The sequence below is a fragment of the Microterricola viridarii genome (genome assembly GCF_001542775.1).
Taxonomy (GTDB): domain Bacteria; phylum Actinomycetota; class Actinomycetes; order Actinomycetales; family Microbacteriaceae; genus Microterricola; species Microterricola viridarii_A.
Genome location: NZ_CP014145.1, coordinates 1,961,107 through 1,985,257, shown reverse-complemented (window position 1 = coordinate 1,985,257; position 24,151 = coordinate 1,961,107). Strand labels below are relative to the sequence as shown.

25 protein-coding genes are annotated in these 24,151 nt (G+C 69.5%); 16 read left to right on the top strand and 9 right to left on the bottom strand.

Annotation, left to right across the window (positions count from 1 at the left end):
• Both AWU67_RS09170 and AWU67_RS16955 read left to right on the top strand, forming a co-directional pair.
• Positions 1–1,245 carry a hypothetical protein gene (locus tag AWU67_RS09170; protein ID WP_234407204.1) on the top strand — a complete coding sequence of 415 codons (1,245 nt, stop codon included), beginning with the start codon at positions 1–3 and terminating at the stop codon, positions 1,243–1,245.
• Positions 1,246–1,347: 102 nt separating this feature from the next.
• Complete coding sequence (locus tag AWU67_RS16955; protein WP_082716883.1) at positions 1,348–1,521, top strand: DUF3117 domain-containing protein; 174 nt, start codon at positions 1,348–1,350, stop codon at positions 1,519–1,521.
• A gap of 82 nt (positions 1,522–1,603) precedes the next feature.
• Here the strand turns inward: AWU67_RS16955 and AWU67_RS09165 are convergent, their stop codons facing one another.
• Positions 1,604–2,236 carry an O-methyltransferase gene (locus tag AWU67_RS09165; RefSeq protein ID WP_067228124.1) on the bottom strand — a complete coding sequence of 211 codons (633 nt, stop codon included), beginning with the start codon at positions 2,234–2,236 and terminating at the stop codon, positions 1,604–1,606.
• Positions 2,237–2,323: 87 nt separating this feature from the next.
• On the opposite strand from AWU67_RS09165, the gene AWU67_RS09160 reads away from it, so the two are divergent.
• Positions 2,324–2,713, top strand: coding sequence for a sec-independent translocase (locus tag AWU67_RS09160; protein ID WP_067228121.1), 390 nt, complete (start codon positions 2,324–2,326; stop codon positions 2,711–2,713).
• 205 nt (positions 2,714–2,918) lie between these two features.
• On the opposite strand, the gene AWU67_RS09155 is transcribed toward AWU67_RS09160, so the two are convergent.
• Positions 2,919–4,103 carry an acetyl-CoA C-acetyltransferase gene (locus AWU67_RS09155; RefSeq protein WP_067228118.1) on the bottom strand — a complete coding sequence of 395 codons (1,185 nt, stop codon included), beginning with the start codon at positions 4,101–4,103 and terminating at the stop codon, positions 2,919–2,921.
• A 110-nt stretch (positions 4,104–4,213) separates the two neighbouring features.
• On the opposite strand from AWU67_RS09155, the gene AWU67_RS09150 reads away from it, so the two are divergent.
• The 7 genes from AWU67_RS09150 (at position 4,214) to AWU67_RS09120 (ending at position 11,637) form a co-directional block, all read left to right on the top strand.
• Positions 4,214–4,999 carry a CoA transferase subunit A gene (locus AWU67_RS09150; RefSeq protein ID WP_067228116.1) on the top strand — a complete coding sequence of 262 codons (786 nt, stop codon included), beginning with the start codon at positions 4,214–4,216 and terminating at the stop codon, positions 4,997–4,999.
• Position 5,000: 1 nt separating this feature from the next.
• Positions 5,001–5,654 (top strand): CoA transferase subunit B, encoded by a 654-nt coding sequence (locus AWU67_RS09145; protein WP_199922276.1) that lies wholly within the window; start codon positions 5,001–5,003, stop codon positions 5,652–5,654.
• Between the two features lie 9 nt (positions 5,655–5,663).
• Positions 5,664–6,824: a flavodoxin-dependent (E)-4-hydroxy-3-methylbut-2-enyl-diphosphate synthase gene (ispG, locus tag AWU67_RS09140; protein ID WP_199922275.1), complete on the top strand. Its 1,161-nt coding sequence runs from the start codon at positions 5,664–5,666 to the stop codon at positions 6,822–6,824.
• 122 nt (positions 6,825–6,946) lie between these two features.
• Positions 6,947–8,080 (top strand): YhjD/YihY/BrkB family envelope integrity protein, encoded by a 1,134-nt coding sequence (locus tag AWU67_RS09135; protein ID WP_067228111.1) that lies wholly within the window; start codon positions 6,947–6,949, stop codon positions 8,078–8,080.
• A gap of 58 nt (positions 8,081–8,138) precedes the next feature.
• Positions 8,139–9,503: an NADP-specific glutamate dehydrogenase gene (gdhA, locus tag AWU67_RS09130; RefSeq protein ID WP_067228109.1), complete on the top strand. Its 1,365-nt coding sequence runs from the start codon at positions 8,139–8,141 to the stop codon at positions 9,501–9,503.
• A gap of 330 nt (positions 9,504–9,833) precedes the next feature.
• Positions 9,834–11,072: a PrsW family intramembrane metalloprotease gene (locus AWU67_RS09125; protein ID WP_129586674.1), complete on the top strand. Its 1,239-nt coding sequence runs from the start codon at positions 9,834–9,836 to the stop codon at positions 11,070–11,072.
• A gap of 193 nt (positions 11,073–11,265) precedes the next feature.
• Positions 11,266–11,637, top strand: a complete 372-nt coding sequence (locus tag AWU67_RS09120) for an FKBP-type peptidyl-prolyl cis-trans isomerase (protein WP_199922274.1) — start codon at positions 11,266–11,268, stop codon at positions 11,635–11,637.
• A 103-nt stretch (positions 11,638–11,740) separates the two neighbouring features.
• Here the strand turns inward: AWU67_RS09120 and AWU67_RS09115 are convergent, their stop codons facing one another.
• Together AWU67_RS09115 and AWU67_RS09110 are read right to left on the bottom strand one after the other, a co-directional pair.
• Entirely contained in the window at positions 11,741–12,148 is a 408-nt protein-coding gene (locus tag AWU67_RS09115; protein ID WP_129586673.1) for a hypothetical protein, read from the bottom strand.
• Entirely contained in the window at positions 12,124–12,870 is a 747-nt protein-coding gene (locus tag AWU67_RS09110) for a hypothetical protein (protein WP_067228102.1), read from the bottom strand. Before AWU67_RS09110 ends, AWU67_RS09115 begins: the two co-directional genes overlap by 25 nt.
• A gap of 110 nt (positions 12,871–12,980) precedes the next feature.
• On the opposite strand from AWU67_RS09110, the gene AWU67_RS09105 reads away from it, so the two are divergent.
• The 3 genes from AWU67_RS09105 to AWU67_RS09095 all read left to right on the top strand — a co-directional run bounded on the left by AWU67_RS09105 (position 12,981) and on the right by AWU67_RS09095 (position 15,168).
• Positions 12,981–13,529, top strand: coding sequence for an adenine phosphoribosyltransferase (locus AWU67_RS09105; protein WP_067228100.1), 549 nt, complete (start codon positions 12,981–12,983; stop codon positions 13,527–13,529).
• Between the two features lie 86 nt (positions 13,530–13,615).
• Positions 13,616–14,338, top strand: coding sequence for a lysoplasmalogenase (locus tag AWU67_RS09100; RefSeq protein WP_067228098.1), 723 nt, complete (start codon positions 13,616–13,618; stop codon positions 14,336–14,338).
• Between the two features lie 2 nt (positions 14,339–14,340).
• Positions 14,341–15,168: a CPBP family glutamic-type intramembrane protease gene (locus AWU67_RS09095; RefSeq protein ID WP_067228096.1), complete on the top strand. Its 828-nt coding sequence runs from the start codon at positions 14,341–14,343 to the stop codon at positions 15,166–15,168.
• A gap of 95 nt (positions 15,169–15,263) precedes the next feature.
• On the opposite strand, the gene AWU67_RS09090 is transcribed toward AWU67_RS09095, so the two are convergent.
• Positions 15,264–16,112 (bottom strand): GAP family protein, encoded by an 849-nt coding sequence (locus tag AWU67_RS09090; protein ID WP_067228094.1) that lies wholly within the window; start codon positions 16,110–16,112, stop codon positions 15,264–15,266.
• Here AWU67_RS09090 and AWU67_RS09085 point away from each other — a divergent pair.
• Both AWU67_RS09085 and AWU67_RS09080 read left to right on the top strand, forming a co-directional pair.
• The gene (locus AWU67_RS09085; RefSeq protein ID WP_067228092.1) at positions 16,111–17,580 is read left to right on the top strand and encodes a sensor histidine kinase; all 1,470 of its coding nucleotides are present in this window, start codon (positions 16,111–16,113) and stop codon (positions 17,578–17,580) included. The genes AWU67_RS09090 and AWU67_RS09085 overlap by 2 nt on opposite strands.
• Entirely contained in the window at positions 17,577–18,266 is a 690-nt protein-coding gene (locus tag AWU67_RS09080; RefSeq protein ID WP_082716881.1) for a response regulator, read from the top strand. The genes AWU67_RS09085 and AWU67_RS09080 overlap by 4 nt, the downstream gene beginning before the upstream one ends.
• A 6-nt stretch (positions 18,267–18,272) precedes the next feature.
• Here AWU67_RS09080 and AWU67_RS09075 read toward each other — a convergent pair whose 3' ends face one another.
• A complete protein-coding gene (locus tag AWU67_RS09075) occupies positions 18,273–18,881 on the bottom strand; it encodes a flavin reductase family protein (RefSeq protein WP_129586672.1) in 609 nt (202 codons plus the stop codon).
• A gap of 344 nt (positions 18,882–19,225) precedes the next feature.
• Between AWU67_RS09075 and AWU67_RS09070 the strand changes: the two genes are divergently transcribed.
• Positions 19,226–20,542 (top strand): DASS family sodium-coupled anion symporter, encoded by a 1,317-nt coding sequence (locus AWU67_RS09070; RefSeq protein ID WP_425339184.1) that lies wholly within the window; start codon positions 19,226–19,228, stop codon positions 20,540–20,542.
• A 16-nt stretch (positions 20,543–20,558) separates the two neighbouring features.
• Here the strand turns inward: AWU67_RS09070 and AWU67_RS09065 are convergent, their stop codons facing one another.
• From AWU67_RS09065 to AWU67_RS09055, 3 genes are read right to left on the bottom strand one after another with little or no spacing between them, the layout of a single operon-like run.
• The gene (locus AWU67_RS09065) at positions 20,559–21,308 is read right to left on the bottom strand and encodes a succinate dehydrogenase/fumarate reductase iron-sulfur subunit (protein WP_067228088.1); all 750 of its coding nucleotides are present in this window, start codon (positions 21,306–21,308) and stop codon (positions 20,559–20,561) included.
• On the bottom strand, positions 21,305–23,275 hold the full coding sequence (locus tag AWU67_RS09060) for a fumarate reductase/succinate dehydrogenase flavoprotein subunit (RefSeq protein WP_067228086.1): 1,971 nt from the start codon (positions 23,273–23,275) through the stop codon (positions 21,305–21,307). Before AWU67_RS09060 ends, AWU67_RS09065 begins: the two co-directional genes overlap by 4 nt.
• Positions 23,272–23,973 (bottom strand): succinate dehydrogenase cytochrome b subunit, encoded by a 702-nt coding sequence (locus AWU67_RS09055; RefSeq protein WP_234407203.1) that lies wholly within the window; start codon positions 23,971–23,973, stop codon positions 23,272–23,274. Before AWU67_RS09055 ends, AWU67_RS09060 begins: the two co-directional genes overlap by 4 nt.
• Positions 23,974–24,151 lie beyond the last annotated feature (178 nt).

The following is a 24,151-nucleotide window of genomic DNA, read 5'->3' as shown; positions in this document are numbered from 1 at the left end:
GTGAGCGCCCCGATCGCGCACGGCACGGCCGCGCGCCGCCGCACCGGCCGGTCATCCCTGCCGGTCGCGCTGCGCGTGCGCTACCGGCTGACACCGTGGTGGCTGCGCGTCACCGCCGTGTTCCTGCTCTCGCGGGTGGTCACCACCATCCTCGTGCTGATCCTCGCCAGTGTGCAGAAGGCCAACCCCTGGACGGCCGACCACCCGGACTACTTCAGCTTCGCCACCATGTGGGACGGCCGCTGGTACCAGATCATCGCCGGCTGGGGCTACCCCAACGAGTTGCCGCTGGATGCCACCGGACATGTGGCAGAGAACGCCTGGGCATTCATGCCCGTCTACCCGATGCTGGTGCGCGGGCTGATGGAGATCACAGGGGTGCCGTGGGCGCCGATGGCCGTTTTCGTGTCGGTCGCCTGCGCGTTCGGCACCGCGCTGCTGTTCTACCGAATGATGATTCGGGTTCTGCCCGCGGGCAGCGCCCTGTTCGCGGTGGCGCTGTTCTGCTTCGCGCCGCTGTCGCCGCTGCTGCAGTTCGCCTACGCCGAGTCGCTCTACCTGATGCTGCTGACGCTGGCGCTGCTGCTGCTGATGGAGCGAAGATACGCGCTGCTGTTCCCGGTGGTCGCGGTGATGGCGCTGACCCGGCCGAGCGGCCTGGCGTTCGCGCTGGCGCTCGGCTTGCACGTCATCTACCGCTTCGCGGTGCGGCGCAGGGAGCCGTTCCCGCTCAAGGAACGGGTGCTGGCGGAATCCGTCGCCGTGTTCAGTGGCGTGATGGGGCTCGCCTGGCTGTTGGCCGCTGCCGTCGCCACCGGGGATCTGATGTCGTACACGGACACCGAGCTGGCCTGGCGCGCGCCCTACATCGGCCACCGGGAGCTGCTGCCGTTCACCCCCTGGTTTCAGAGCGCGGACTGGTGGCTGGGCAGCCCGCGCGGCCCGATCCTCGTGGTGCTGCTCATCGTGGCGTTCGTTGCGTTCATGTTCACCCCCGCGGTGAAACGGCTCGGCGTCGACCTGCGCCTGTGGGTGGCCAGCTACGCGCTGTACCTGCTCGCCGTGTTCTTCCCGCAGTCGAGTGTTTTCCGGCTACTGATGCCGTTCTTCCCGCTGTTGGGAGCGCTGGCTGTGCCGCGTTCGCGCATCTACCGGGTGCTGCTGTTGCTCGTCTGCGTGGCGCTTCAATGGGGCTGGCTGCTCATCGCCTGGGGGGTCGACGGCCGCGATTGGACCCCGCCGTGAGTCGCCGAGAGCGGCGTCGATGCCAAAGCGTGACCGGGCTGATTTTTCTCTGTCGGCGCCATACGAGATAATGACTACAGACTTGCCACGAAAGGGGAAGCCATGGCAGCCATGAAGCCGAGGACCGGAGACGGACCGATGGAAGCGGTAAAGGAAGGGCGCCTGATTATTGTGCGCGTTCCACTCGAAGGCGGGGGGCGCCTTGTGGTCTCGGTGAATGACGCCGAGGCAAAGGAACTCCACGATGCCCTTGCCAGCGTCGTCGCTCCGGCATAGTCGCCGGTAGTTCGACTGTGAAAAAGCCCCGCGGCTGCCGATGGCAGCCGCGGGGCTTTTGCGTGCGCGGGCCGTAACGGCCTCAGACGCCGCGCTTGGTGAGCTGCAGCAGGCCGTCTCCGGCGGGGGAGAGGGCGCTGACGACGGCACCGGATGCCGCGATCTCGGTGATCAGGGTGCGGAAGCCCGTGGCCACGTCATCCCGCTTGGCCGGGTCGGCGACGCGGCCGCGCCAGAGCGCGTGCGGCACCAGGACGGTTCCGCCCGGGCGGGCGAGGCGCAGGCCGTGCTCGACGTACTCGATGACGCTGCCGGCATCCGCGTCGATCAAGACGATGTCGTAGGAGTTCTCGTTCATCCGGGGGAGCACCTCGAGCGCACGGCCGGGGATGAGGCGCACCCGGTTGGCCGGGATGCCGGCCTCGGCGAAGTTGGCCTTGGCCTGCAGCTGGTGGTCGATCTCGGTGTCGATCGAGGTCAACGTGGCTCCGGGCGCACCGGCGAACAACCACATGCCGGAGACACCGACGCCGGTTCCGATCTCGACAATGTTGGTGGCGCCTGTCGCGGCGGCGATCACGGCGATCTGCGCGCCGGTCGCGGGCGAGATCGGGTCGATGCCCAGTTCCAGCGACTGCTGTCTGGCCTTGCTCAGCGCGTCGGATTCGGTGACGACGTCGTCGGCGTACTTCCAGTTCAGGTCATTGTCAGACACGTTGTAGCTCCCGGTGATGTGTGAATTCCAGAGTAAGGGGGAGGCGGCCTTGCTCGGGGAAGCCTCGCCGCAGGTTATTCTGAAGACATGTTCGGGTTGACGATGGAGAAGGTGCTGATTATCGGCATCATTGCCGTCTTTCTGCTCGGTCCAGAGAAGCTGCCGCACTACGCGGCGCAGCTGGGCCGACTCGTCCGGCAGCTGCGTGACATGGCCAACGGCGCCAAGGATCGCATGCGCGACGAGATGGGCCCCGAGTTCGACGACGTCGACTGGAAGAAACTCGACCCGCGCCAGTACGACCCTCGGCGCATCATCCGCGAGGCGCTGGCCGATGACGTCCCGGCAGCCGGTGCTGCCGCAGCGGCCGCTGCCCCCACGCTGACACGGGCCTCGCGCTCGGGCGCCCCGGTGCGCCGCGCGACGGTGCCGCTCGGCGTCGGCGAGGGCGCCCCCTTCGACTCCGAGGCCACCTAGCCCCAGTCCCTCGCTCCTCGACCGGCTGGACAGCCCGGTCTTCCGTTGGTTGAGCTTGTCGAAACCTGGATTTCGACAAGCTCAATCAGCGGGAGGACAGGCTCAACCGGCGGGAGGGCAAGCTCAATCAGCGGGAGGACAAGCTCAATCGGCGGGAGGGCAAGCTCAATCGGCGGGAGTGTGGCGCGGAGGCCGCAGACACCCCTCAGCGACTGAGCAGCAGCGCGTCGCCCTGACCGCCGCCGCCGCAGAGCGCGACGGCTGCCCGGCCGCCGCCGCGGCGCTGCAGTTCCAGCGCGGCGTGCAGCGCCAACCGCGCGCCGGAGGCCCCGATCGGGTGCCCGAGCGCGATCGCCCCGCCGTGCACGTTCACGATGTCCGGGTCGACGCCGAGATCCTTCGTCGACTGGATGCCGACCGCCGCGAACGCTTCGTTGATCTCGATCAGGTCGAGCGAGTCGACGTCCCAGCCCTGGCGCCCGAGCGCCGCGCTGATCGCGTGGGACGGCTGCGAGTGCAGTGAGTTGTCCGGGCCGGCCACGTGCCCTGACGCCTGCACGACCGCCAGCCACTCGCGCCCGTTCGCCTCCGCCCAGGCCCGGCTGGTCAGCACGAGTGCGCTCGCCCCATCACTGAGCGGCGACGAGTTTCCGGCCGTGATAGTGCCCTCCAGATCGAACGCCGGCCGGAGCGCCCCGAGCGTCTCCACCGTGCTGGCCGGGCGCACGCCCTCGTCGGCGATCACAATCACCGGCTCGCCGCGTCGCTGCGGGATCTCCACCGGCACGATCTCGTCATCGAAGACGCCTCCAGCCGCGGCTGCCCCCGCCCGCTGGTGCGAGCGCGCCGCGAACTCGTCCTGCTCCGCCCGGCCCAGCCCGAGCGCCACGATGGAGCGCTCGGTGGAGAGCCCCATCGAGAGGCCGTCGAATGCGTCGGTCAGTCCGTCGTAGGCGGCGTGGTCGAGCATCTCCACGCTGCCGTACGGCCAGCCGTGGCGGGAGCCCGGAAGCAGGTGCGGTGCGTTCGTCATGGACTCCTGGCCGCCGGCGACGACGACATCCGCCTCGCCCAGACGAATCAGCCTGGCCGCGTCGATGACGGCGGCAAGCCCCGACAGGCACACCTTGTTCAGCGTGATCGCGTTGACACCCCAGGGGATGCCGGCGGCGATCGCGCTCTGCCTGGCCGGGTTCTGGCCGGCGCCGGCCTGCAGCACCTGGCCCATGATGACGGCCTGCACCTCGTCGGCCGCCACCCCGCTGCGCGTGAGCGCGCCGGCGATGGCCACTGCGCCCAACTGAACCGCGGTCTGGCTGGCCAGCTGGCCGTTCACGCGGCCCTGCGGCGTGCGGGCTCCGGCCAGAATGACGACCTCGATCGGCTCCATGGTGACTCCTTCGTCGTGTTGAGCGCGCGATTCCTTGACACCCACTCGTCTCCATCGTACTTTTCAGTCAGAGCACCGGGGCCACAAGCGCCGGGGGAGGACGTGCCCTGATGTCGATCAACAAAGTCGTCGATTCGGCCGCACTTGCTGTGGCCGACATTCCGGATGCCGCATCGATCGCGGTCGGCGGGTTCGGGCTGTGCGGCAACCCGATGGCGTTGATCACCGCGCTGCTGGATGCCGGTGCGCGCGACCTCTCCATCGTGAGCAACAACTGTGGTGTCGACGACTGGGGCCTCGGCCTGCTTCTGGGCGCCGGCCGCATCCGCAAGATGACCTCGTCGTATGTCGGCGAGAACAAGGAGTTCGAGCGGCGCTACCTGAGCGGCGAACTGGAACTGGAGCTCACCCCCCAGGGGTCACTGGCCGAGAAGCTGCGCGCGGGCGGCAGCGGCATCGCCGCCTTCTTCACGCAGACCGGGGTCGGCACGCAGGTCGCCGACGGCGGGCTGCCGCAGCGCTACCACCCCGACGGCAGCATCGCGGTGGCATCCGCGGCAAAGCAGACCCAGGAGTTCGAGGTGAACGGCCGGATGCGGGAGTTCGTCCTGGAGCCCGCCATCAGCACCGACTTCGCCCTCGTGCACGCGCTGCGGGGCGACCGGCACGGCAACCTCGTCTTCAACAAGTCCGCGCGCAACTTCTCGCCGCTGGCCGCCATGGCCGGCCGGGTGTGCATCGCCGAGGTGGAGGAACTGGTGGAGCCGGGGCAGATCGACCCGGATGCCGTGCACCTGCCCGGGGTGTATGTGCACCGCGTGGTGGAGGTTGGCGGCGACATCGAGAAGCGCATCGAGCGGCGCACGGTGCGCACCGGCGCACAGGGGGCGAACTGAGATGGCACGGACCCGGGAACAGATGGCGGCCCGTGCGGCGGCCGAGCTGACCGACGGCTCCTACGTCAACCTCGGCATCGGCCTTCCGACCCTCGTGCCCAACTTCGTTCCGCACGGCGTGACCGTCGTGCTGCAGAGCGAGAACGGCATCCTCGGCGTCGGACCGTACCCACTCGAGGGCGAAGTCGACCCCGACCTCATCAACGCCGGCAAGGAGACCGTCACGCTGCTGCCCGGCGCCGCCTTCTTCGACTCGGCACTGAGCTTCGGCATGATCCGCGGTGGCAAGGTGCAGGCCGCCATTCTCGGTGCGATGCAGGTGTCGGCGGGCGGCGACCTCGCCAACTGGATGATCCCCGGCAAGATGGTCAAGGGCCCGGGCGGCGCGATGGACCTCGTGCACGGCGCGGAACGGGTCATCGTGTTGATGGAACACGTCGCCCGCGACGGCACCCCGAAGATCGTCACCGAGTGCTCCCTGCCGCTCACCGGGAAGGGTGTCGTCGACCGCATCATCACCGACCTCGCCGTGATCGACGTGACCTCCGACGGGCTCGTGCTGGTCGAGACCGCACCGGGGGTCAGCGTCGACGAGGTGCTCGCAGCGACCGAGGCGCCGCTCACGGTTCGCCTTCCACCCAGCCTCGACGCGTAAGCTGGCTCTGTGGCTGCAATTAATTTGGGAATGCCCAAGGTCCCCGAGGTTCTCGCCCCTAGGCGCAAGTCTCGTCAGATCAAGGTAGGCAAGGTTCTCGTCGGTGGCGACGCTCAGGTGAGCGTCCAGTCCATGACGACGACGCCGACGACGAACATCAACGCGACTCTGCAACAGATCGCCGAACTGACGGCATCCGGATGCGACATTGTGCGCGTCGCGGTGCCGAGCCGCGATGACGCAGAGGCGCTGCCGATCATCGCGAAGAAGAGCCAGATCCCGGTCATCGCCGACATCCACTTCCAGCCGAACTACGTCTACGCCGCGATCGACGCCGGCTGTGCCGCCGTGCGCGTGAACCCGGGCAACATCCGCAAGTTCGACGACCAGGTCGGCAAGATCGCCGCCGCCGCGAAGGCGGCCGGCGTCTCGCTGCGCATCGGCGTCAACGCCGGCTCGCTCGAGCCCAGCCTGCTCCAGAAGTACGGCAAGCCCACCGCGGAGGCGCTCGTGGAGAGCGCCGTCTGGGAGGCCAGCCTGTTCGAGGAGCACGACTTCCACGACTTCAAGATCTCGGTCAAGCACAACGACCCGATCGTCATGGTCAAGGCCTACCGCCTGCTGGCCGAGCGCGGTGACTGGCCGCTGCACCTCGGCGTGACCGAGGCCGGCCCCGCCTTCCAGGGCACCATCAAGAGCGCGACCGCGTTCGGCATTCTGCTCTCAGAGGGCATCGGCGACACCATCCGCGTCTCGCTGTCCGCCCCGCCAGCCGAGGAGATCAAGGTCGGCCTGCAGATTCTGCAGTCGCTGAACCTGCGCGAGCGCAAGCTGGAGATCGTCTCCTGCCCCAGCTGTGGCCGTGCGCAGGTCGACGTTTACAAGCTCGCCAACGACGTCACCGACGGCCTCGAGGGCATGACCGTGCCGCTGCGAGTCGCCGTCATGGGCTGCGTCGTGAACGGCCCGGGCGAGGCCCGTGAGGCCGACCTCGGCGTGGCATCCGGCAATGGCAAGGGCCAGATCTTCGTCAAGGGCCAGGTCATCAAGACCGTGCCTGAGGCCGACATCGTCGCCACGCTGATCGAAGAGGCCAACCGCATCGCGGCCGAGATGCCCGCCAGCGACACCTCGATCGGCACACCCACCGTCACCGTCGGCGCCAAGTAGGCCCAGCGCGCCGCCCTCCAGTCGACGAGCAATTCCCCGTTGGCTAGAGGGAGCGCCAGCGACCGAAGCCAACTTCGCGGGCACCCCGCGCCCCGGGCCGGCACGCCCACTACGCTGGCCGGATGACCGAGAACGACGCGAAGCCAGACGGACCGCGCTGGCTCGCAACGCTCAAACGGCGCTTCGCGGCGCCGGTCCGCTGGGGCAAGGCGGTTGTGGATTTCGTCCTGCAGCTGAAACCGGTGCGGGTTTTCAACCGATACGCCGGCGACCGCGGGCCGCTGCTGGCCGCCGGTATGTCGTACCAGGCACTGTTCGCGGTCTTCGCCGGCGTCTACGTCGGGTTCACGCTCGCCGGCCTGTGGCTGGCGGCGAACCCGGCCGTCTGGGCGGCCCTGATCGAGCTCATCAACGGGTTCATCCCCGGTCTGCTGCGCACCCCGGGCGGCAGTGATGAGGCGCTCGTCGACCCGGATGCCATCATCCAGCCGCTCACGCTGAGCATCTCGGGCATCATCGCCCTGGTTGGGCTCGTGGCGACATCCATCGCGTGGATCGGTGCGACCCGCACCGCGGTGCGCGGCATCTTCCGGTTGCCCAACGACACCACGTTCTTCGTGCTGCTCACGCTCAGAGACCTGGGTCTCGCGCTCGCGCTCGGCCTGGCCCTCATCGCCGCGGCCTTGATCAGCGTGTTCAGCACCTCCGCTCTCGGGCTGCTCGCGGCCGAGCTGGGCGCCTCGACCAGCTCGGTCGGATTCGTGCTGATCAGCCAGGCTGTCGGCATCCTGCTCGTCTTCATCATCGACACGCTCACGCTGGTCGCCCTGATCTTGCTGATCTCGGGCATCAAGGTGCCCGGCGGCATCTTGTGGCGGGGAGTCCTGCTCGGCGGAGCGGCAATGACAGCCCTGCAGCTGCTGGGCGGATCGCTGCTCGGCGGCGCTGCGGCCAACCCGCTGCTCGCCTCGTTCACGGCGCTGATCGGTGTGCTGATCTGGTTCAATCTGCTCAACCAGCTGCTGCTGCTCATCGCATCCTGGATCGCAACAGGCGTCGACGACAGACGCGCAGGAATCACTGCTACCGTAGCAATGCGCTCAACGGCCGAGCGTCGGGTTCTCCACGCGAAAGTGCGCGTGCAGCAAGCCCAGCAGGAACTAGCCTCCGCGATGACCGTCGCGTCAGCGCTCACCCCTGAACACCCCAGCACCCCCGGTGCTGGTCAGTCCGGCGATCCCGGACGATCGGTGTAACGCGATTCCCACCCGAGATACGCTCAATCTTCGTGCCTCCTACGAAAGTGACTCTTCGATGACAACCATCCTCGACCCGAAAATCCAGCCGATCTTCGACCAGGTCCTCCGCCGCAACGCAGGCGAGCCGGAGTTCCACCAGGCGGCGCGCGAGGTTTTCGAGTCGCTGGGTCGCGTCATCCAGCGTCACCCGCACTACGCAGAGGGCTCCGTGCTGGAGCGCATCTGCGAGCCGGAGCGCCAGATCATCTTCCGCGTGCCGTGGACCGATGACGCCGGCCGTGTGCACATCAACCGCGGTTTCCGCGTCGAGTTCAACTCGGCCCTCGGCCCGTACAAGGGCGGCCTGCGTTTCCACCCGACCGTCACCCTCGGCACCGTCAAGTTCCTCGGCTTCGAGCAGATCTTCAAGAACGCCCTCACCGGCATGCCGATCGGCGGCGGCAAGGGCGGCAGCGACTTCGACCCCAAGGGCAAGTCGGATGCCGAGATCATGCGCTTCTGCCAGAGCTTCATGACCGAGCTCTACCGCCACATCGGCGAGTACACCGACGTTCCCGCCGGTGACATCGGTGTCGGTGGCCGCGAGATCGGCTACCTGTTCGGCCAGTACAAGCGCATCACGAACCGCTACGAGTCCGGTGTGCTCACCGGCAAGGGCATCGGCTGGGGCGGATCGCTCGTGCGCACCGAGGCGACCGGCTACGGCACCGTCTTCTTCGCCGAGCAGATGCTCGCCACCCGCGGCAAGACCTTCGAGGGCGCCCGCGTGCTCGTCTCCGGCTCCGGCAACGTGGCGCTCTACGCCATCGAGAAGGTGCACCAGCTCGGCGGCGTCGTCGTGGCCTGCTCCGACTCCAGTGGCGTCGTCTACGACCGTGACGGTGTCGACCTCGACCTGCTGCGCGAGATCAAGGAGGTCAAGCGCGGACGCCTGAGCGACTACGCCGAGATCCGTGGCGCGGCATCCGAGTACCGCCCGACCGGCACCATCTGGTCGATCGCGGCCGAGACGAAGATCGACGTGGCACTGCCATGTGCCACCCAGAACGAGCTCGATGAGACCGCGGCCGCCGCGCTCGTCGGCAGCGGCGTCAGCGCCGTCGCCGAGGGCGCCAACATGCCCTGCACCCCCGCCGCCGTGCGCGTGTTCTCCGAGGCCGGTGTGCTCTTCGCGCCGGGCAAGGCAGCCAACGCCGGTGGCGTGGCCACCTCGGCCCTGGAGATGCAGCAGAACGCGAGCCGCGACTCCTGGAGCTTCGAGCACACCGAGGAGCGCCTCGCGGTGATCATGAAGGGCATCCACGAGCGTTGCGCCCGCACCGCCGAGGAGTACGGCGAGCCCGGCAACTACGTGCTCGGCGCCAACATCGCCGGCTTCTCCCGCGTCGCCGACGCCATGCTCGCCTTGGGCGTCGTCTAGTCACACAGCACTCAGCTCTCGAAGGCCGAGCCCGCGCACCGCGCCGGGCTCGGCCTTCGACGTTCCCGCGGGGGAATCGGGGCACGGGTGCCTCCAGCAGCCCGCGTGCGCGCCTGCGCCTGCCTGGGCGCCCCGTAACCTGCACGTGCCGTAGCCAGTCCGCGGAGACGCGGGCGGTTTCGGGCCGCAACACCTTGATTCGTCGGCGGGTCGCGGCCCGCATCCGCTGACCGGCAACGGGGGCGCGGCTCGCATCCGCTGACCGGCTGCGCGAGCAGCGAGAGCAGCGGCGCGGCGGGAACGGAGGCCGGCGTCCGTTAGCCTGAGCGAGTGACCTCACCGAATCCGGATGCCGCTGGCACCCCGTTCCCTGCCGGGCCGCCGAACCTGCTGCTCTCCGCATCGCAACCCCCGGCATTGACGGCCGCGGAACGCCCCCTGGCCTCGGTCCCATTCGTCGCACCGCCCGCTCGCGGCGGCGGACTCGGCTTCGTGCTCGGGGTCATCGGCATCGTCATCGGTGCGGCGCTGATGCTCGTCGTGATCGGTTCCTTCGTGAACGCTTTCGGCCCCGGGGCTGTCGTGCTCTGCACCGTCGTGGCGGTGGTGCCGCTCGTGGGCGTGCTGTTCGTGGTGCGCTGGATCGACCGCTGGGAGCCGGAGCCGCGCTGGGTGCTTGGCTTCGCCCTGTTCTGGGGAGCGGGCGTCGCGGTCGGCATCTCGCTGTTCGTGGACCTGCTCGTGCAGATCGCGGTCGGCGCCAGCGGCCGCGCCGAATACACCGAGGCTCTCTCTGTCGCGATCCAGGCCCCGTTCGTGGAGGAGCTCGCCAAGGGCCTGGGCGTGCTGCTGCTCGTGTGGATCGCGCGGAAGAGCCTGGACGGCCCGGTTGACGGCCTCGTCTACGCGGCGGTCACCGCCGCCGGTTTCGCGTTCACCGAGAACATCCTCTATTTCGGTGAGGCGCTCACCGAGGGCGGCGCGGGCGGGCTCGGCGCAACGTTCGTGCTGCGCGGGCTGTTCTCTCCCTTCGCTCATGTCATGTTCACCGCGTGCACCGGCATCGTGCTGGGCTTCGGCGTCACCCGCACGCGCGGCGCCGGCATCCTCGGCTATTTCGCGATCGGCCTGGCCGTCGCGATCGCCCTGCACGCGCTGTGGAACGGCGCGCTCCTCGTGGTGACGGACTTCTTCGGCTACTACTTCCTCGTGCAGGTGCCGCTCTTCGCCTTCGCCATCGGAATCGTGGTGTGGCTGCGCCGGGCCGAGCAGCGGGCTACTGTGGCCAGCCTGCAGGAATACGCCGAGGCCGGCTGGTTCGCCGACGGCGAGGTCGTCATGTTGGGCACGGCCGCCGGCCGGCGGGCGGCCGCGCGCTGGGCGCGGACGCTGCCCAGCGAGAAGCGCCTCGCGATGCGCCGGTTCATCAGGCATGCCACCCGGTTGGCCCTCGTGCGGCAGCGGCTCCTGGCCGGCCGCGGAACGGCCGACACCGTGGCGGCGGAGCGCGCCCTGCTGGCCTCCGTCACGCGCGATCGGGCCGTGATGCTGGCGCCGCCCGCAGCGTGAGGAGCACGCGCCAGGGGTGCCCGTTAAAGACCTATCGCCCGGTGGTGCGGCAATGCACGCGACTCGCCCGGGCGATAAGTTGATCAGTTCTCATCTTCTCTCACCCGTGTGAGGAACACAAGCATCCGCGCGAGAATCACAGCCGGCGCCCGGCCGGTGTGCATTCTTGCGCGGAATCGGCTTGGATAGTCGCATGACTGATATGAACGCAAAGCCCGAAATCGAATTCCCGGAGGGCCCGGCGCCCGAGGTCCTCGTCATCGAGGACATCGTCGTCGGCGACGGCGCTGAGGCCACCCCCGGTGCCACCGTCGACGTGCACTACCTCGGCGTCGAGTACGAGTCCGGCGACGAGTTCGACTCCTCCTGGGGTCGCGGCCAGTCCATCAACTTCCCGCTCAACCGCCTCATCGCGGGCTGGCAAGAAGGCATCCCCGGCATGAAGGTCGGCGGCCGTCGCAAGCTCGTCGTCCCCCCGCACCAGGCCTACGGCCCCGCCGGTGGAGGCCACCACCTCTCGGGCAAGACCCTGATCTTCGTGATCGACCTGCTCGGCGTCAGCTAAGCACGAGCCGTCTGGCTACGCAGGCCCCGGCCCACTTCGTGTGGGTGCGGGGCCTGTCTCATTCGGCGTGGGCTCACGCGGGGTGCGGATGCCGCGGCATCCGTCACGGCAGGCTTGACGTCCAGGAGCCGACGAGCCCGACGCCGAACACCGTGATGAGCAGCAGAGGCAGGCCGAAGAATGCGACGATCGCGACGATGGCCGCAATGGGAAGGCCCCGGGTGAGCCGGCGGCCCTGCGGAGCGACCATGTTGTCGCCGCCGCCGAGTGCGGCGGCGAACGCCGGGGCGGGCTGCGCCGGGCTGCGCTCGTCGCGGTACCGCTCGGTCTGGGAGACGGTCTTGCGCCCCACGGTGTCTGCGATGGCGAACAGGCGTGCCCAGGCGGCCGGCTCCAGTGTGTTCCACGGAGTGGTCGAGTAGACGAACATCCAGTCATCGACGATCTCGACGTCGAAGGCGCTGCTGTGGTCGATCAGCAACGCCATCAGGTCGGGCGTGAAGATGTACAACGCGTCGGACTCGTAGCCGCGCGGGCAGTACAGCGTGAAGTGGTCGTTGAAATCTCCTTCGAGGCGCAACACCTGTTCCTTGGAGAAGGAGCCGAGGTCGGAGGCGCCGAACCGCGAGTTGTTCGCCCGCGCATCGACGACGCAGTGCGGGATCCGGCGGTCCAGTCGGAGCGCCATGAACCCCACCGGTGCACCGTGCGGTCGTCGCCGGAGCCGGTCGTGTACATGAAATTGCCGATGTCGAGCGCGCGCCCGCTCGTGGCCCGCGCGCCGGAGTAGGCGGCGCGGCCCGAGCCGCGTCCGAAGATGATGCCGGGGTAGCCGGGATCCCCGATCTGCGGATACCACTGCATCCCATTGGCCTGGGCGAAGTGGAAGAGCCGGTACTTCTGTTGCCAGCCGCCAGAGAGGTCCGCCCGGCGCAGCACCAACACCGCCACCAGCACGCCGAGCACCAGGATGAGGAGCATCGGCGCGGCTGCGACCAGGCTGGCCGTGCCGAGGGTTGCGGCGGCCACCGCCAGGATCGAGCCGCCGATCGCGATGGCCACGACGACCAGGAGCCCGGCCAGCACGGCGAAGATCGCGACGAGAACGCGGGCGGCATCGGAGGAACGCGCCCACGGCTGCCTCGTCGAGCGCGCCCAACCGCGAAACTCCGAGACGGCGCCCGGCGCCACCGGCTCGGTGAGCGGGCGGTAGTCGATCGCGGCGGGGTTCATGCGGGCCAGTAAAGCACGGCAACGGGGTGCAGGCGCGGTGCGCGGTCTGCGCGTGGCGGATGCCGGATCCTCCGTCGCCGGGGGCTGCATCCGTCGTCTAGCGTTAAGGGGTGACTTCTGAACCCACCACCAACGCCCCCTCCGCATCGGACGAGCTCAAACGATTGCTCACCGAGATCCCGGACTTCCCGCAGCCGGGGATCCTGTTCCGCGATGTGGCCCCCGTGTTCGCAGACGGGCCGGCGTTCAAGGTGATCGTCGACGAGTTGGTCGCACGCTTCGCAGGCAAGTTCGACGCCGTCGCCGGCGTCGAGGCCCGTGGTTTCGTGCTCGCCGCGGCCGCCGCCTACGCCACCGGCACCGGGCTGCTCGTCGTGCGCAAGGCGGGCAAACTGCCCGGCACCGTCATCGCCGAGAGCTACGACCTTGAGTACGGCACCGCGACGCTCGAGCTCGAGCCGAATCATCTGGCGCCCGGCGCCCGCGTGCTGGTGCTCGACGACATCCTCGCAACTGGTGGCACCCTGAGCGCCGCCGCCCGCCTGATCGAGCGGGCCGGGTATGCGGTGGCCGGTATCGGCGTGCTGTTCGAACTGGCCGAACTGGACGGCCGCGAGAAGCTCGCCGGGTACGACACCGAGGTGCTGCTCGCCGAGTGACGCTGCTCACCGGATGACGCTGCCCGCCGAGTGACATTGCCCGCCGAATGAGGCGGGAAGCGGCACTCTGCGGGCAGAATGAGCAGATGACATCGATGTCGCCGAACAAGACGACCGCATTCGCCGCTGCGACGGCGGGGCAGCTGAAACCGCTGACCGCCTTCGCGCCATTCCTGGCGCTCTCAGCCCTGCACCTGGTCTTCCAGTTCGCCCATCTCAGCGACGCCGCCAACATCTCGAAGTGGCTGCTGATGCCGGCGCTGCTGCTGGCGGTGCTCGCGGCCTCGCCGGCCCGCCGCGCGACGGCCACGGCGTTGCTGCTCGCCGCCATCACGCTGTCCTGGCTGGGCGACATCACCCCGCTCTATGCGAACGACTTCTTCTTCGTGCTCGGGCTGAGCTTCTTCCTACTCGCCCACGTCGCCTACCTGGTGCTCTTCATGCGCGGGCTCGGCTACAGCCGACCGCGCGCCTGGGCGCTGGTCTACCTGCTCTGGTGGCTCGGCTTCGTGGCCTTGCTCGGCCCCGCGCTCGGCAGCCTGCTCATCCCCGTCGCGCTGTACGGCTTGGTGCTCGGCGCGATGGCGGCCTGGGCGAGCCGGGGAACGGCCACGATCGCCGCCGGCGGCGCGCTGTTCCTCATCTCGGACACGCTGCTCGGCAGCAACAAGTTCCTGGACACCCTCGACCTCTGGCAGTCCGGCTTTCTGATCATGGCCACCTACCTGGCCGGGCAGGGGTTGATCGCCTGGGGTGTTGTGGCGCTGCAGCGCAAGGCTGCTCGAGCCGGGGCGGGGGAGCAGGGGTAGCCATGCAGCTTCCCGCGCTCTCGCCGCATGCTCCGGATGCCGCGGCGCCCGCCGTCCTGACCTGGAAGCTCCTGCCGGCCGCACTCGTCTGCGGCGCGGCCGTGCTGCTCTTCGGCGTGCAGATCATTCCCGTCGGGTACGCCATGCTGCTGGCCGGCGTTGCATCCGCCTGGTTCATCGACCGTGCGCTGTTCCGCGACCTGTTGCTGATCGCGCTCGGCCAGCTGATCATCAGCACGATCTCGCTCGAAGCCAACATCGACTACCCGAATATGGTGCTGTTCACCGTCGTGCTCGGCTCCGCGGTGGCGGTGCCGTACCTGGTGCAGCGCTTCATCTACAAGGAACGTGTCATCCGTTTCCCGTGGCGGGGGAGCGGGCGCTGGACCCGCGCCCAGTGGATCTACATCGGCGCCGTCGTGGTGATGGCGATCGTGCTGTTGCCGTTCTACTTCATCTCGAGCGGCGCCTACCAGAACTGGCCGGCCGTGCACGAGCCGGATGCCGTCATCCGCCTGTTCATCGGGGTGAACGCCGTCGGCATCTGGGACGAACTGTTCTTCATTTGCACCGTGTTCACGCTGCTCTGCCGGCACTTCCCGGTGTGGCTGGCGAACGCGCTGCAGGCGACGGTGTTCGTGTCGTTCCTCTGGGAGCTCGGCTACCAGAGCTGGGGCCCGTTGCTGACGATCCCGTTCGCGCTGGTGCAGGGCATGATCTTCCGGATGACGCGCTCGCTCAGCTACGTCGTGACGGTGCACCTGCTCTTCGACCTGGTCGTGTTCCTGGTCATCGTCTACGCCCACAACCCGGAGTGGTTCGGCGGCTAACCGCCCCCCCATTGGCCCGAGGGAGCTCACGACCGAAGCCGACACCCGGCTGCTTCGGCCGCTCCCGGTGGTTGAGCCTGTCGAAACCCCGCCTGCTACGACAGGAAGCCGTCGAACAACGACAGCTTCACCGCCGCATCTCGCGCCAGCAGGAAGCCGATGATCCCGACGATCCACGCGGTCGTCTCGGCCGCGTTCTTACTCAACCAGCCGCTCAGCCGCTGCAGCAGGGGCTCGACGGCCCCGGCCGCGAACAGCCTCGCCGCTAGGGCGAGCAGCGCCGGCAACACCATCACGAGGCAGTATGCGGCCAACAGGCCGACGCATGCCGCCCAGCCGACGTTCGCGCCGGTGATCAGGGTGATCCCGGCCAGGTACGGCAGCATCGAGGCGAGTTCGATGCCCGCCGCGGTGAGAGCGAGGGTCATCAGGGGCAGCATCGAGGTGTCGCGGACGGTGCCGGGGGCGCCCGCGCCGCCGAGTGCCGGCCCCGCCGGGCCCGCGCCGCTGACGCCCATCGCCCTCGCCCGCCATACGGTGATGCGCCCGGGCTCAACGCCCGACTTCTTCGTGTCGATCAGGAAGCTGCCGATGACGAGGCCGACCCCGAGCAGAAACTGCACCCAGATGACGGGCGTGGCCGCGAGGAACCGCGCCAGGTCGGCGCGCAGCACGCTCGCGCCGGCCATGATGGCCAGCCCCACCGCGAAGTAGAAGGCCACAATCGTGCCGAGGTAGAGCAGGATCCGAGTCGGCCGCAGCCGGCCGGGGACCAGCAGGAGCCAGAGCGGAATGAGCAGCGTGCCGAAGCTGGCGGAGTCCACCAGCGCGAGCCCGCCGAGCGCGAGCGGCAGGGGGAACCCGCTCCGCCAGAGCTCGTCGACGGAGTCGAGGGCGAGGCCGGGTGCGGGAATACTCGCGGCGAGCGAGAGGATGTCGAACATGGACTCAACGCTCGCAGCCAACGGCGGCGGTGTCGTCGGGCAAAGGGGCGACGTTCCGCTCTCGCCGCTGGCCGGCCGTACATCGTTTGGCCGACGCACGGTGCGCCCCGATGTGCTGAACTGGGGTGTGAGCACACCTGACAACCCTCGGAGCGCGGCGAGCGCCCTGCGCGCGGGCGGCGGAGCGCTCGTGCGGCGTGCCCGCCGAAGCCCCGACGCGAGGGACGCGGTCAACGCGGCGCTTTTCGTCCTGCTCGGCGTCATCCTGGTGCTCTGGGGTCAGCTCGGCTACTGGGACGCGGCATTCGGCGGCGAGTCGGCGGCGCGGTGGCTGCATCTGGTGCCGGTGCTTTTGGGCGGACTGGCCGCGCTGCTGCGGCGACGACGTACCCTGCTCAGCGTGGCACTGAGCGCGCTGGCGCTCGCCGCGGATGCCGCCCTCGGCGGCTCCGTCATCATGTTCGTCATCGTGGCGGATGCCCTCTACACCGTGGCCCGCTTCGCCGGGCCCCGCACCCGGCGCGTCGTCTACGGGCTGGCCGCCCTGGCCGCCGTGCTCCTCGCGGCCCTCGGCACGGTCACGGCCGCACGCGAGGTCCCGTTCGCCTGGTCGTTGCTGCAGTTCGGCGCGCTCTTTGGTGTGCCGCTCTGGTGGGGGAACGACCTGCGCCAGAAGGGCGAGATCGCGGACCTTGCCCTGGAACGCCTGGCGGTGGAGCAGGCCCGGGCGCGCGATCGAGAGCGCATCGCGCTGCTCGACAGGAACCAGTCTGTGCAGGCGGAGCGCTCGAGCATGGCGGCCGACCTGCACGACGCGATCGCATCCAGGCTCTCGGCGATCGCTCTGCACTCCGCTGCGGCGTTGGCGGGCGGCACGGCCGATGCCGGCCCCGAGCGCGATGCCCTGCAGCTGGCGCGGGCGTCGAGCATCGCGGCGCTCGAGGATATGCGGGCGATGATCGTCGTCCTGCGCACGTCGGAGCTCCCGGCCGGGGCCGACGGCGCGAATTGCTCCGCCGCGCAGCGTGCCGGATCGGCGCCGACGGCAGTGCAACCGACGGCGTCGATCGAGTCGCTGCGCGCGCTGACGGATGCCGCCGAGAGCGCCGGCGTGCGCGTGCGGATGCGGGGCGATGCGCCAGAGGGGCTCTCGGCGCCACTCGGCCAGACCGTCTACCGAATTGTGCAGGAGTCGCTGACGAACGTCGTGAAGCACGCCCCGGGATCCGCGGTCGAGATCAGCTTTTGCGCCGAGGCAGACGGGCTGGAGCTGCGAATCGAGAACGAATTGGGGGAGCGAGTGCCGGCCCTGCCGGCCGGGCTCTCGGCCGCGCTGAGCTCCGGCGCCGGGCTGGAGATCATGCGGGAGCGGGCGGCGGCGTTCGGCGGGCGGCTGCAGGCGGGGGCGACGGACGACGCCCGGCGGTGGCGCGTGGTTGCCTCCTTCCCGTTGGCGGGTGCCGCGTGAGCCGGCCGATTCGTGTGGCGCTCGCCGACGACCATGCGGCCATCCGTATGGGGCTGCGCCTGATCTTGGAGGCGGCCCCCGACATCGAGGTCGTGGGCGAGGCGGGCGACGGCCAGTCCGCGATCGAGCTGGCCCGGGCGCTGCGCCCCGACGTGATCCTGATGGACATTCGGATGCCGGGCCTGGACGGCATCCGGGCCACCCGTGCGATCGTCGAGGAACAGGCATCCGATGTGCTCGTGCTCACCACCTTCGACCTCGATGAGTACGTCTTCGAGGCGCTGCGGGCCGGGGCCGTGGGTTTCCTGTTGAAGACCGTCGAACCGGCGGCGCTCATCGACGCGGTGCGCAGGGTGGCGGCGGGCGACGGCGTGCTGGCCCCCGAGGTGACCCGTGCCCTGCTGGGCGCCTTCGCGGCCGCACCGACCCCGGTCGCGGGGAGCACAGTGACGACGGCCGCGGTGGCCGTGGCCCGCATCGACCCGCGCATTGAGCCGCTGACGGAGCGTGAGCGGGATGTGCTCACCGAGCTGGGGCGGGGGCTGTCCAACCAGCAGATCGGGCGAGCGCTGTTCATCACCGAGGCCACCGCGAAGACGCACGTGTCGCGGGTTCTCGGCAAGCTGGGCTGCCGGACGCGCATGCAGGCCGCCGTCGTTGCCCGCGAGGCCGGTCTCGCCGCCTGAGCGGCCCTAGGTCGGTCGCACCAAATCAAAGCGCCCCTCGGCGAGCGCCTCGAAGTACGCCGTCGGGCCGCCGCCGCGCATCACCGGGTGGGCGAGCGCCGTCTGGAACACGCCATCTTTCAGCAGCGCCTCGTCGATGTGCACGGCGACCACCTCACCGATGGTGAACACACCGGGGGAGCCCCGGCCGTCCGCGCCGCGCAACGGCACGATGTCGGCGACCCGGCACTCGAAGCTGACCGGCGAAGCGGCGACCCGAGGCGCGCTGATTTCAACGGATGCCGCGGCCGCCAGCCCCGCCGCGGCGAACTCGTCGACATCCGCCGTCAGCGAGCTGGCGTTCATCTGTTCGGCCAGCTCCCGGGTGACCAGGTTCCAGGTGAACTCGCCCGTCTCTTCCGCGTTGCGGGCGCTGTGCTTGCGCTCTGTGCTCGAGAATCCGACCAGCGGCGGCCGGTAGGAGAGCGCGTTGAAGAAGCTGTACGGGGCGAGGTTGCGCACCCCCGCGGGCGAGAGCGTGCCGATCCAGCCGATCGGGCGCGGCGCGACGATCGCGTTGAACGGGTCGTGCGGCAGGCGGTGCCCCTCGGACGGGCGATAGAAGTGCGTCGGCATGCGCCCAGTCAAGCAGTCGCGCGCCCAGCACGGGTGCGTGTGCCCGAGGAGAGTGGACTCCCGCCGGGCTCTTGACGGGGCGGGGGAGCCCGTGGCTATGCTGATGCCGCACGCGAACCTCAGGTGTTGCCGGGTGGTTCGACTGAGCTGTATCGAGCACAGCGGGGGCACAGGATGGCGCGTTCTCAACCCGAAGCAGACCCGGGCGACAGCAGTGCCGTGGGGGCCAAGGGCACCAGCAGGCGACCGCCCTGGCTGGGCATGACGGTGAAGGTCGCCGCCATCCTCGTCGTCACCGTCGTCATCTACCTCATTCCGCCCCGGACGGCGTCGACCCGCGCGGCATGCACATGCTCGGCATCTTCGTCGGCACCATCCTCGGGCTGATCCTGCAACCGCTGCCGACGCCATCCGTCGCCCTGATCGGGTTGGCCGTGGCCATGATCACGGGAACCATGGACCCGGGGACCGAAGCGCTGAAGGGCTTCGCGAACTCAACCGTCTGGCTGATCGTCGCCGCCTTCTTCATCGCGGAGGGCTTCCTGCTCACCGGCCTGGGGCGCCGCATCGCACTCTGGTTCATCACCAAGCTCGGCCGCTCCGCCCTCGGGCTCAGCTACGGGCTGGCGCTCACCGACCTCGTGTTGGCCCCGGCGACGCCGTCGAACACGGCCCGCAACGGCGGCGTCATCTACCCGATCATCGCCTCGCTCAGCATCGAGCGGGGGTCGACGCCAGACAGCGACGAGTCCCGGCGCAGGCTCGGTTCCTACCTGGCCCTGACCAGTGCCCAGGTGAACGCCATCACCTCGGCCATGTTCATCACCGCCATGGCCGGCAACCCGATCGCCCAACAGGAGGCCATCGACCTGGGCATCGACATCACCTGGGGCAACTGGGCGCTCGCCGCACTGGTTCCCGGGCTGCTCAGCCTGGTCGCCGTGCCGTGGATCATGACCAAGGTGTACGGGCCGAGCATCACCAAGACGCCGGAAGCGCCGGCCCAGGCGAAGCGCGAGCTGGCGGGGATGGGGCGGATGTCGCGCGGCGAGATCGTGATGAGCGCCACCTTCGTGCTGCTGCTGCTCATGTGGATGCTCGGCAACACGCTCGGCATCAACGCGACGGCGGCCGCCTTCGTCGGCGTCGCGATCCTTCTGGTCACCCGGGTGATCACCTGGAAGGACATGGCCGAGAACGCCTCCGCCTGGAGCACGTTGATCTTCTTCTCGGTGCTCATCGGCATGGCCGACCAGCTCAAGGCGCTCGGCGTGATCGCCTGGGTGGGCGACAGCGTCGCGAACGCCGTCGGTGGCCTGCCCTGGCTGGTGGCCTTCGCCATCCTCACGCTTGTCTATTTCTACGCGCACTACTTCTTCGCCTCGAACACCGCGCAGATCGTGGCGATGTACGCCGTCTTCCTCGGCGCGGCGATCAGCACCGGCGCCCCGCCGTTGTTCGCCGCCCTCGTCTTCGGCTTCATCGGCAACCTGTTCGGCGCCCTCACCCACTACGCCTCCGGCCCGGCCGCCGTGATCTACGGCTCCGGCTACATCAAGGTGCCGGAATGGTTCCGGGTGGGCTTCATCATGAGCGTCATCGTCATCGTCATCTGGACGGTGTCCTCGAGCCTCTGGATGAAGCTGCTCGGCATGTGGTGACGCGGCGGGGAACGGCTCAGTTGTCCTTGCCGCGCAGCACCGAGCGCAGCTTCTCCTTGTTCAGCCCGGCGATGGCGGCGAGCGGGATGCCGGCCGGGCACACCTGCACGCACTCGCCGTAGACGGAGCACGGCCCGAACTCCTCCTCCATGGCGCCGATCATCGCGCCGGCCCGCTTGCCGCGCTCCTCCTGCGTCGTCGGAAGCAGCGAGAGGTGCACGAGCTTGGAGCCGGTGAACAGGTTCGCCGAGCCGTTCGGGCAGGCGGCGACGCAGGCGCCGCAGCCGATGCAGGCGGCGAAGTCGAGCGCCGCCTCGACGCTCTCGTGGCTGGCCTGGTGGCTGTCGGCATCCGGGGCGGTGCCGGCGTCGATCGAGACGAAGCCGCCCGCCTCGATCACCCGGTCCAGCGCCGAGCGGTCAACGACGAGGTCTTTCACGACCGGGTACGCGGCCGAGCGGAACGGCTCGAGGGTGACGGTGCCGCCGTCGGCGAAGCTGCGCAGGTGCTGCCGGCAGGAGGGGGTGTTCGCGACGGGTCCGTGCGGCACGCCGTCCACGGTCACCCCGCAGCTGCCGCAGACGCCCTCCCGGCAGTCGGAGTCGAAGGCGACTGGCTCGCCGCCGCCCTCGACGATCGTGTCGTTCAGCTTGTCCAGCGCCTCCAGCAGGGTGAACTCCTCACCGGCGCCGTCCAACTCGTAGCTCTCGAAGGCGCCGGCCTCCTCGCCGGAACGCTGCCGCCAGATCTTCAGTGTGAGTCTCATGATGACTTGTAGTTCCTTGTCTCCGGCAGCACCGAGTCGAAGTGCAGCGGTTCGTTGTGGCGGGTCGGCCTGGCGCCGTGCTGCCAGGCCGAGACGAACGACCAGTGGGCGTCGTCGCGCGCCGCTTCGCCGTCGCTCAGCTGGTGCTCCAACCGGAAGTGCGCCCCGCAGGACTCCTCCCTGTCCAGGGCGTCGATGCACATCAGCTCGGCCAGGTCGAGGAAGTCCGCGACGCGGCCGGCCCGCTCCAGCTCCTGATTGAAGCCGTCCGGGCTGCCGGCGACCCGCAGGTCGGTCTGGAACTCGGCCCGCAGCTCCCGGATCAGCCGGATGCCCTCGCTGAGCCCCTCCGCCGTGCGGCTGACGCCGCAGTGCGTGTAGAGGATCTCCCCGAGGCGGCGGTGGAAGCGGTCGGGGCCCTGGGTGCCGGATGACGCGGCGAGGGCGTCGACGACGGCGCGCGCCTCGGCCAGGGTGCCGGTGACCGCGGGGTGGTCGGCGGGCAGCGCCTGCTGCCCGAGCAGCGGCGCCAGGTAGTTCGGCACCGCGTAGGGCAGGGTGAACCAGCCGTCCACGCAGGCCGAGAGCAGCGAGTTCGCGCCCAGCCGGTTGGCCCCGTGGTACGCCCAGCCGGCCTCCCCGCCGACGAACAGGCCGGGGATCGACGCCATCGCGTCGTAGTCGGTCCACAGCCCGCCCATCGAGAAGTGGGCGCCCGGGGCGATGCGCATGGGCACCTCCAGCGGGTTCTCGCCCGTGGCATCCGTGTACATCTCGAACAGGTTGCCGTAGCGCTCCTCGATCACCTTCCGGCCGAGGCGGGCCAGGGAGTCGCGGAAGTCCAGGTAGACGCCGTTCTTCAGCGGGCCGACGCCGCGGCCGGCGTCGATCTCGTCGCGGGCCGCGCGGGAGGCGACATCCCGCGGGGTCAGGTTGCCAAAGGCGGGGTAGCGCCGCTCGAGGTAGTAGTCGCGTTCGGCCTCGGGGATGTCGTTGGCCGGCCGGGTCTCGCCGGGGGCGCTCGGCACCCAGATCCGGCCGTCGTTGCGCAGGGACTCGCTCATCAGGATCGTCTTGGACTGCCACTCGGAGCTGAGCGGCAGCGCCGTCGGGTGGAACTGGATGAAGGAGGGGGAGGCGAACAGGGCGCCGCGCTTGTGCGCGCGGAACGCGGCCGTCACGTTGGAGTTCTTCGCCAGCGTCGACTTGAAGAACACGTTGCCGTAGCCGCCGGTGGCCAGCACGACGGCGTGCCCGGTCTGCGCCCAGATGTCGCCCGTGGTCAGGTCGCGCACGACGATGCCCTGCGCCCGGCCGTCCGCGACGATGAGGTCGAGCATCTCGCTGCGGGTGTGCAGGGTGACGGTGCCGGCCGCCACCTGGCGGAGCAGGGCCTGGGACGCCGCGACCTGCAGCTGCTGGCCGGTCTGGCCGCGCGTGTAGTAGGTGCGGCTCACCTGAACGCCGCCGAAGGAGCGGGTGGCCAGCTGGCCGCCGTACTCGCGGGCGAAGGGGGCCCCGACGGCCTCCATGTGGTCGATGACGCGCACGCTCTCCTCGGCCAGCCGCCAGCAGTCGGCCTCCCGGGCTCGGAAGTCGCCGCCCTTGACGGTGTCCTTGACGAAGCGGGCGAGCGAGTCGTTGTCGACCTTGCGCCCGCGGGCCGCGTTGATGCCGCCCTGCGCGGCCACGCTGTGCGCACGCCGGGGGGCGTCGTGGAAGGTGAACGCGTGCACGTTGTAGCCCAGCTCGCCGAGGGCGGCCGCGCAGGCGGCGCCGGCCAGTCCCGTGCCGACGACGATCACGTCGAACTTGCGGCGGTTCAGCGGCGACACCAGCTTGTAGTTCAGCTTGCGGTCGGCCCACGCCCCGGCCGGGTCGCCGGTCGGTTGACCGCCGTCGATGATCCCGCCGATGTCCCGCAGGGCGTCGATATTGATTACTGCACTGTCGAAGACTGCACTCATTGCACGACCCCCAGGAGAACGGCGACGGGTATGGAGATGTTGCCCAGCATGATGGCGATGGCGAGGATGCCGGCGACCGCGACGGCGATGGCGCGCAGCCGCTTGCCGGTCGCCCCCAGGTCATGGGCGGCCGTCCACAGGCCGTGTGCCAGGTGCATCCCGAGCAGGACCATCGCGAGGATGTAGAACAGCGCGACCTCCGGCCGCTGGAAGCTGGCGATCAGGTTCTCGTAGGCGTGGCTGGTGTCGACCGTGCCGTGCTCGAAGGAGGCGCTCGCCGCGGGCCGCGTGCCCGTCGTCAGGTCGAGCAGGTGGAAGATTACGAACAGCAGCAGCACCACGCCCGTGACGGGCATCGTGCGGGCTAGGAAGGAGCGCATCGGCAGGCGCTTGCGGCGGAACGGCCCGCGCGCGCGGCGGGCGCGCGCCACCAGCATCGCCGCGCCGCCGACGTGGCCGACGAGGCAGACGATCAGCACGATGCGGAGTGCCCAGAGCACGCCCTCGTACGGGAAGAGCGGTTCCAGCAGCGTGCGCAGCCAGACGGCGTAGGCGTTGAAGTGCTCCGGGCCCTGGTAGACCTTGAGGTTGCCGATCATGTGCACGAGCACGAAGCCAGCGAAGACCAGGCCGGTCACGGCCATGATGATCTTGAGCGCGAAGTTGGAGAGCAGCGGGCGGCGCCCCGGGGGAGCCACCGGCACCCTCATGCGCGGGCTCGTGTTCTGGCTGGTGTGTGCCGTGCTCGACATTCGTGCCCCCGCTCGCGAACGCATGGACCCCGACTCCGGCGGCGGGGAGTGACAGCTTCACGATAGCCCGGCACGTGCCTGCAAGTGAAGACCCGCGCCCCGTTGGCTCGAGGGAGCCAGCGAC

Coding starts and splice junctions, on each gene's coding strand:
- AWU67_RS09145 (WP_199922276.1), top strand. CDS start 5,001: ATGGCACGGACCCGGGAACAGATGGCGGCCCGTGCGGCGGCCGAGCTG.
- AWU67_RS09155 (WP_067228118.1), bottom strand. CDS start 4,103: ATGGAGCCGATCGAGGTCGTCATTCTGGCCGGAGCCCGCACGCCGCAG.
- AWU67_RS09070 (WP_425339184.1), top strand. CDS start 19,226: ATGCACATGCTCGGCATCTTCGTCGGCACCATCCTCGGGCTGATCCTG.
- AWU67_RS09120 (WP_199922274.1), top strand. CDS start 11,266: ATGACTGATATGAACGCAAAGCCCGAAATCGAATTCCCGGAGGGCCCG.
- AWU67_RS09095 (WP_067228096.1), top strand. CDS start 14,341: ATGCAGCTTCCCGCGCTCTCGCCGCATGCTCCGGATGCCGCGGCGCCC.
- AWU67_RS09065 (WP_067228088.1), bottom strand. CDS start 21,308: ATGAGACTCACACTGAAGATCTGGCGGCAGCGTTCCGGCGAGGAGGCC.
- AWU67_RS09160 (WP_067228121.1), top strand. CDS start 2,324: ATGTTCGGGTTGACGATGGAGAAGGTGCTGATTATCGGCATCATTGCC.
- AWU67_RS16955 (WP_082716883.1), top strand. CDS start 1,348: ATGGCAGCCATGAAGCCGAGGACCGGAGACGGACCGATGGAAGCGGTA.
- AWU67_RS09150 (WP_067228116.1), top strand. CDS start 4,214: ATGTCGATCAACAAAGTCGTCGATTCGGCCGCACTTGCTGTGGCCGAC.
- gdhA (WP_067228109.1), top strand. CDS start 8,139: ATGACAACCATCCTCGACCCGAAAATCCAGCCGATCTTCGACCAGGTC.
- AWU67_RS09075 (WP_129586672.1), bottom strand. CDS start 18,881: ATGCCGACGCACTTCTATCGCCCGTCCGAGGGGCACCGCCTGCCGCAC.
- AWU67_RS09100 (WP_067228098.1), top strand. CDS start 13,616: ATGACATCGATGTCGCCGAACAAGACGACCGCATTCGCCGCTGCGACG.
- AWU67_RS09085 (WP_067228092.1), top strand. CDS start 16,111: ATGGACTCAACGCTCGCAGCCAACGGCGGCGGTGTCGTCGGGCAAAGG.
- AWU67_RS09090 (WP_067228094.1), bottom strand. CDS start 16,112: ATGTTCGACATCCTCTCGCTCGCCGCGAGTATTCCCGCACCCGGCCTC.
- AWU67_RS09110 (WP_067228102.1), bottom strand. CDS start 12,870: ATGAACCCCGCCGCGATCGACTACCGCCCGCTCACCGAGCCGGTGGCG.
- AWU67_RS09135 (WP_067228111.1), top strand. CDS start 6,947: ATGACCGAGAACGACGCGAAGCCAGACGGACCGCGCTGGCTCGCAACG.
- AWU67_RS09060 (WP_067228086.1), bottom strand. CDS start 23,275: ATGAGTGCAGTCTTCGACAGTGCAGTAATCAATATCGACGCCCTGCGG.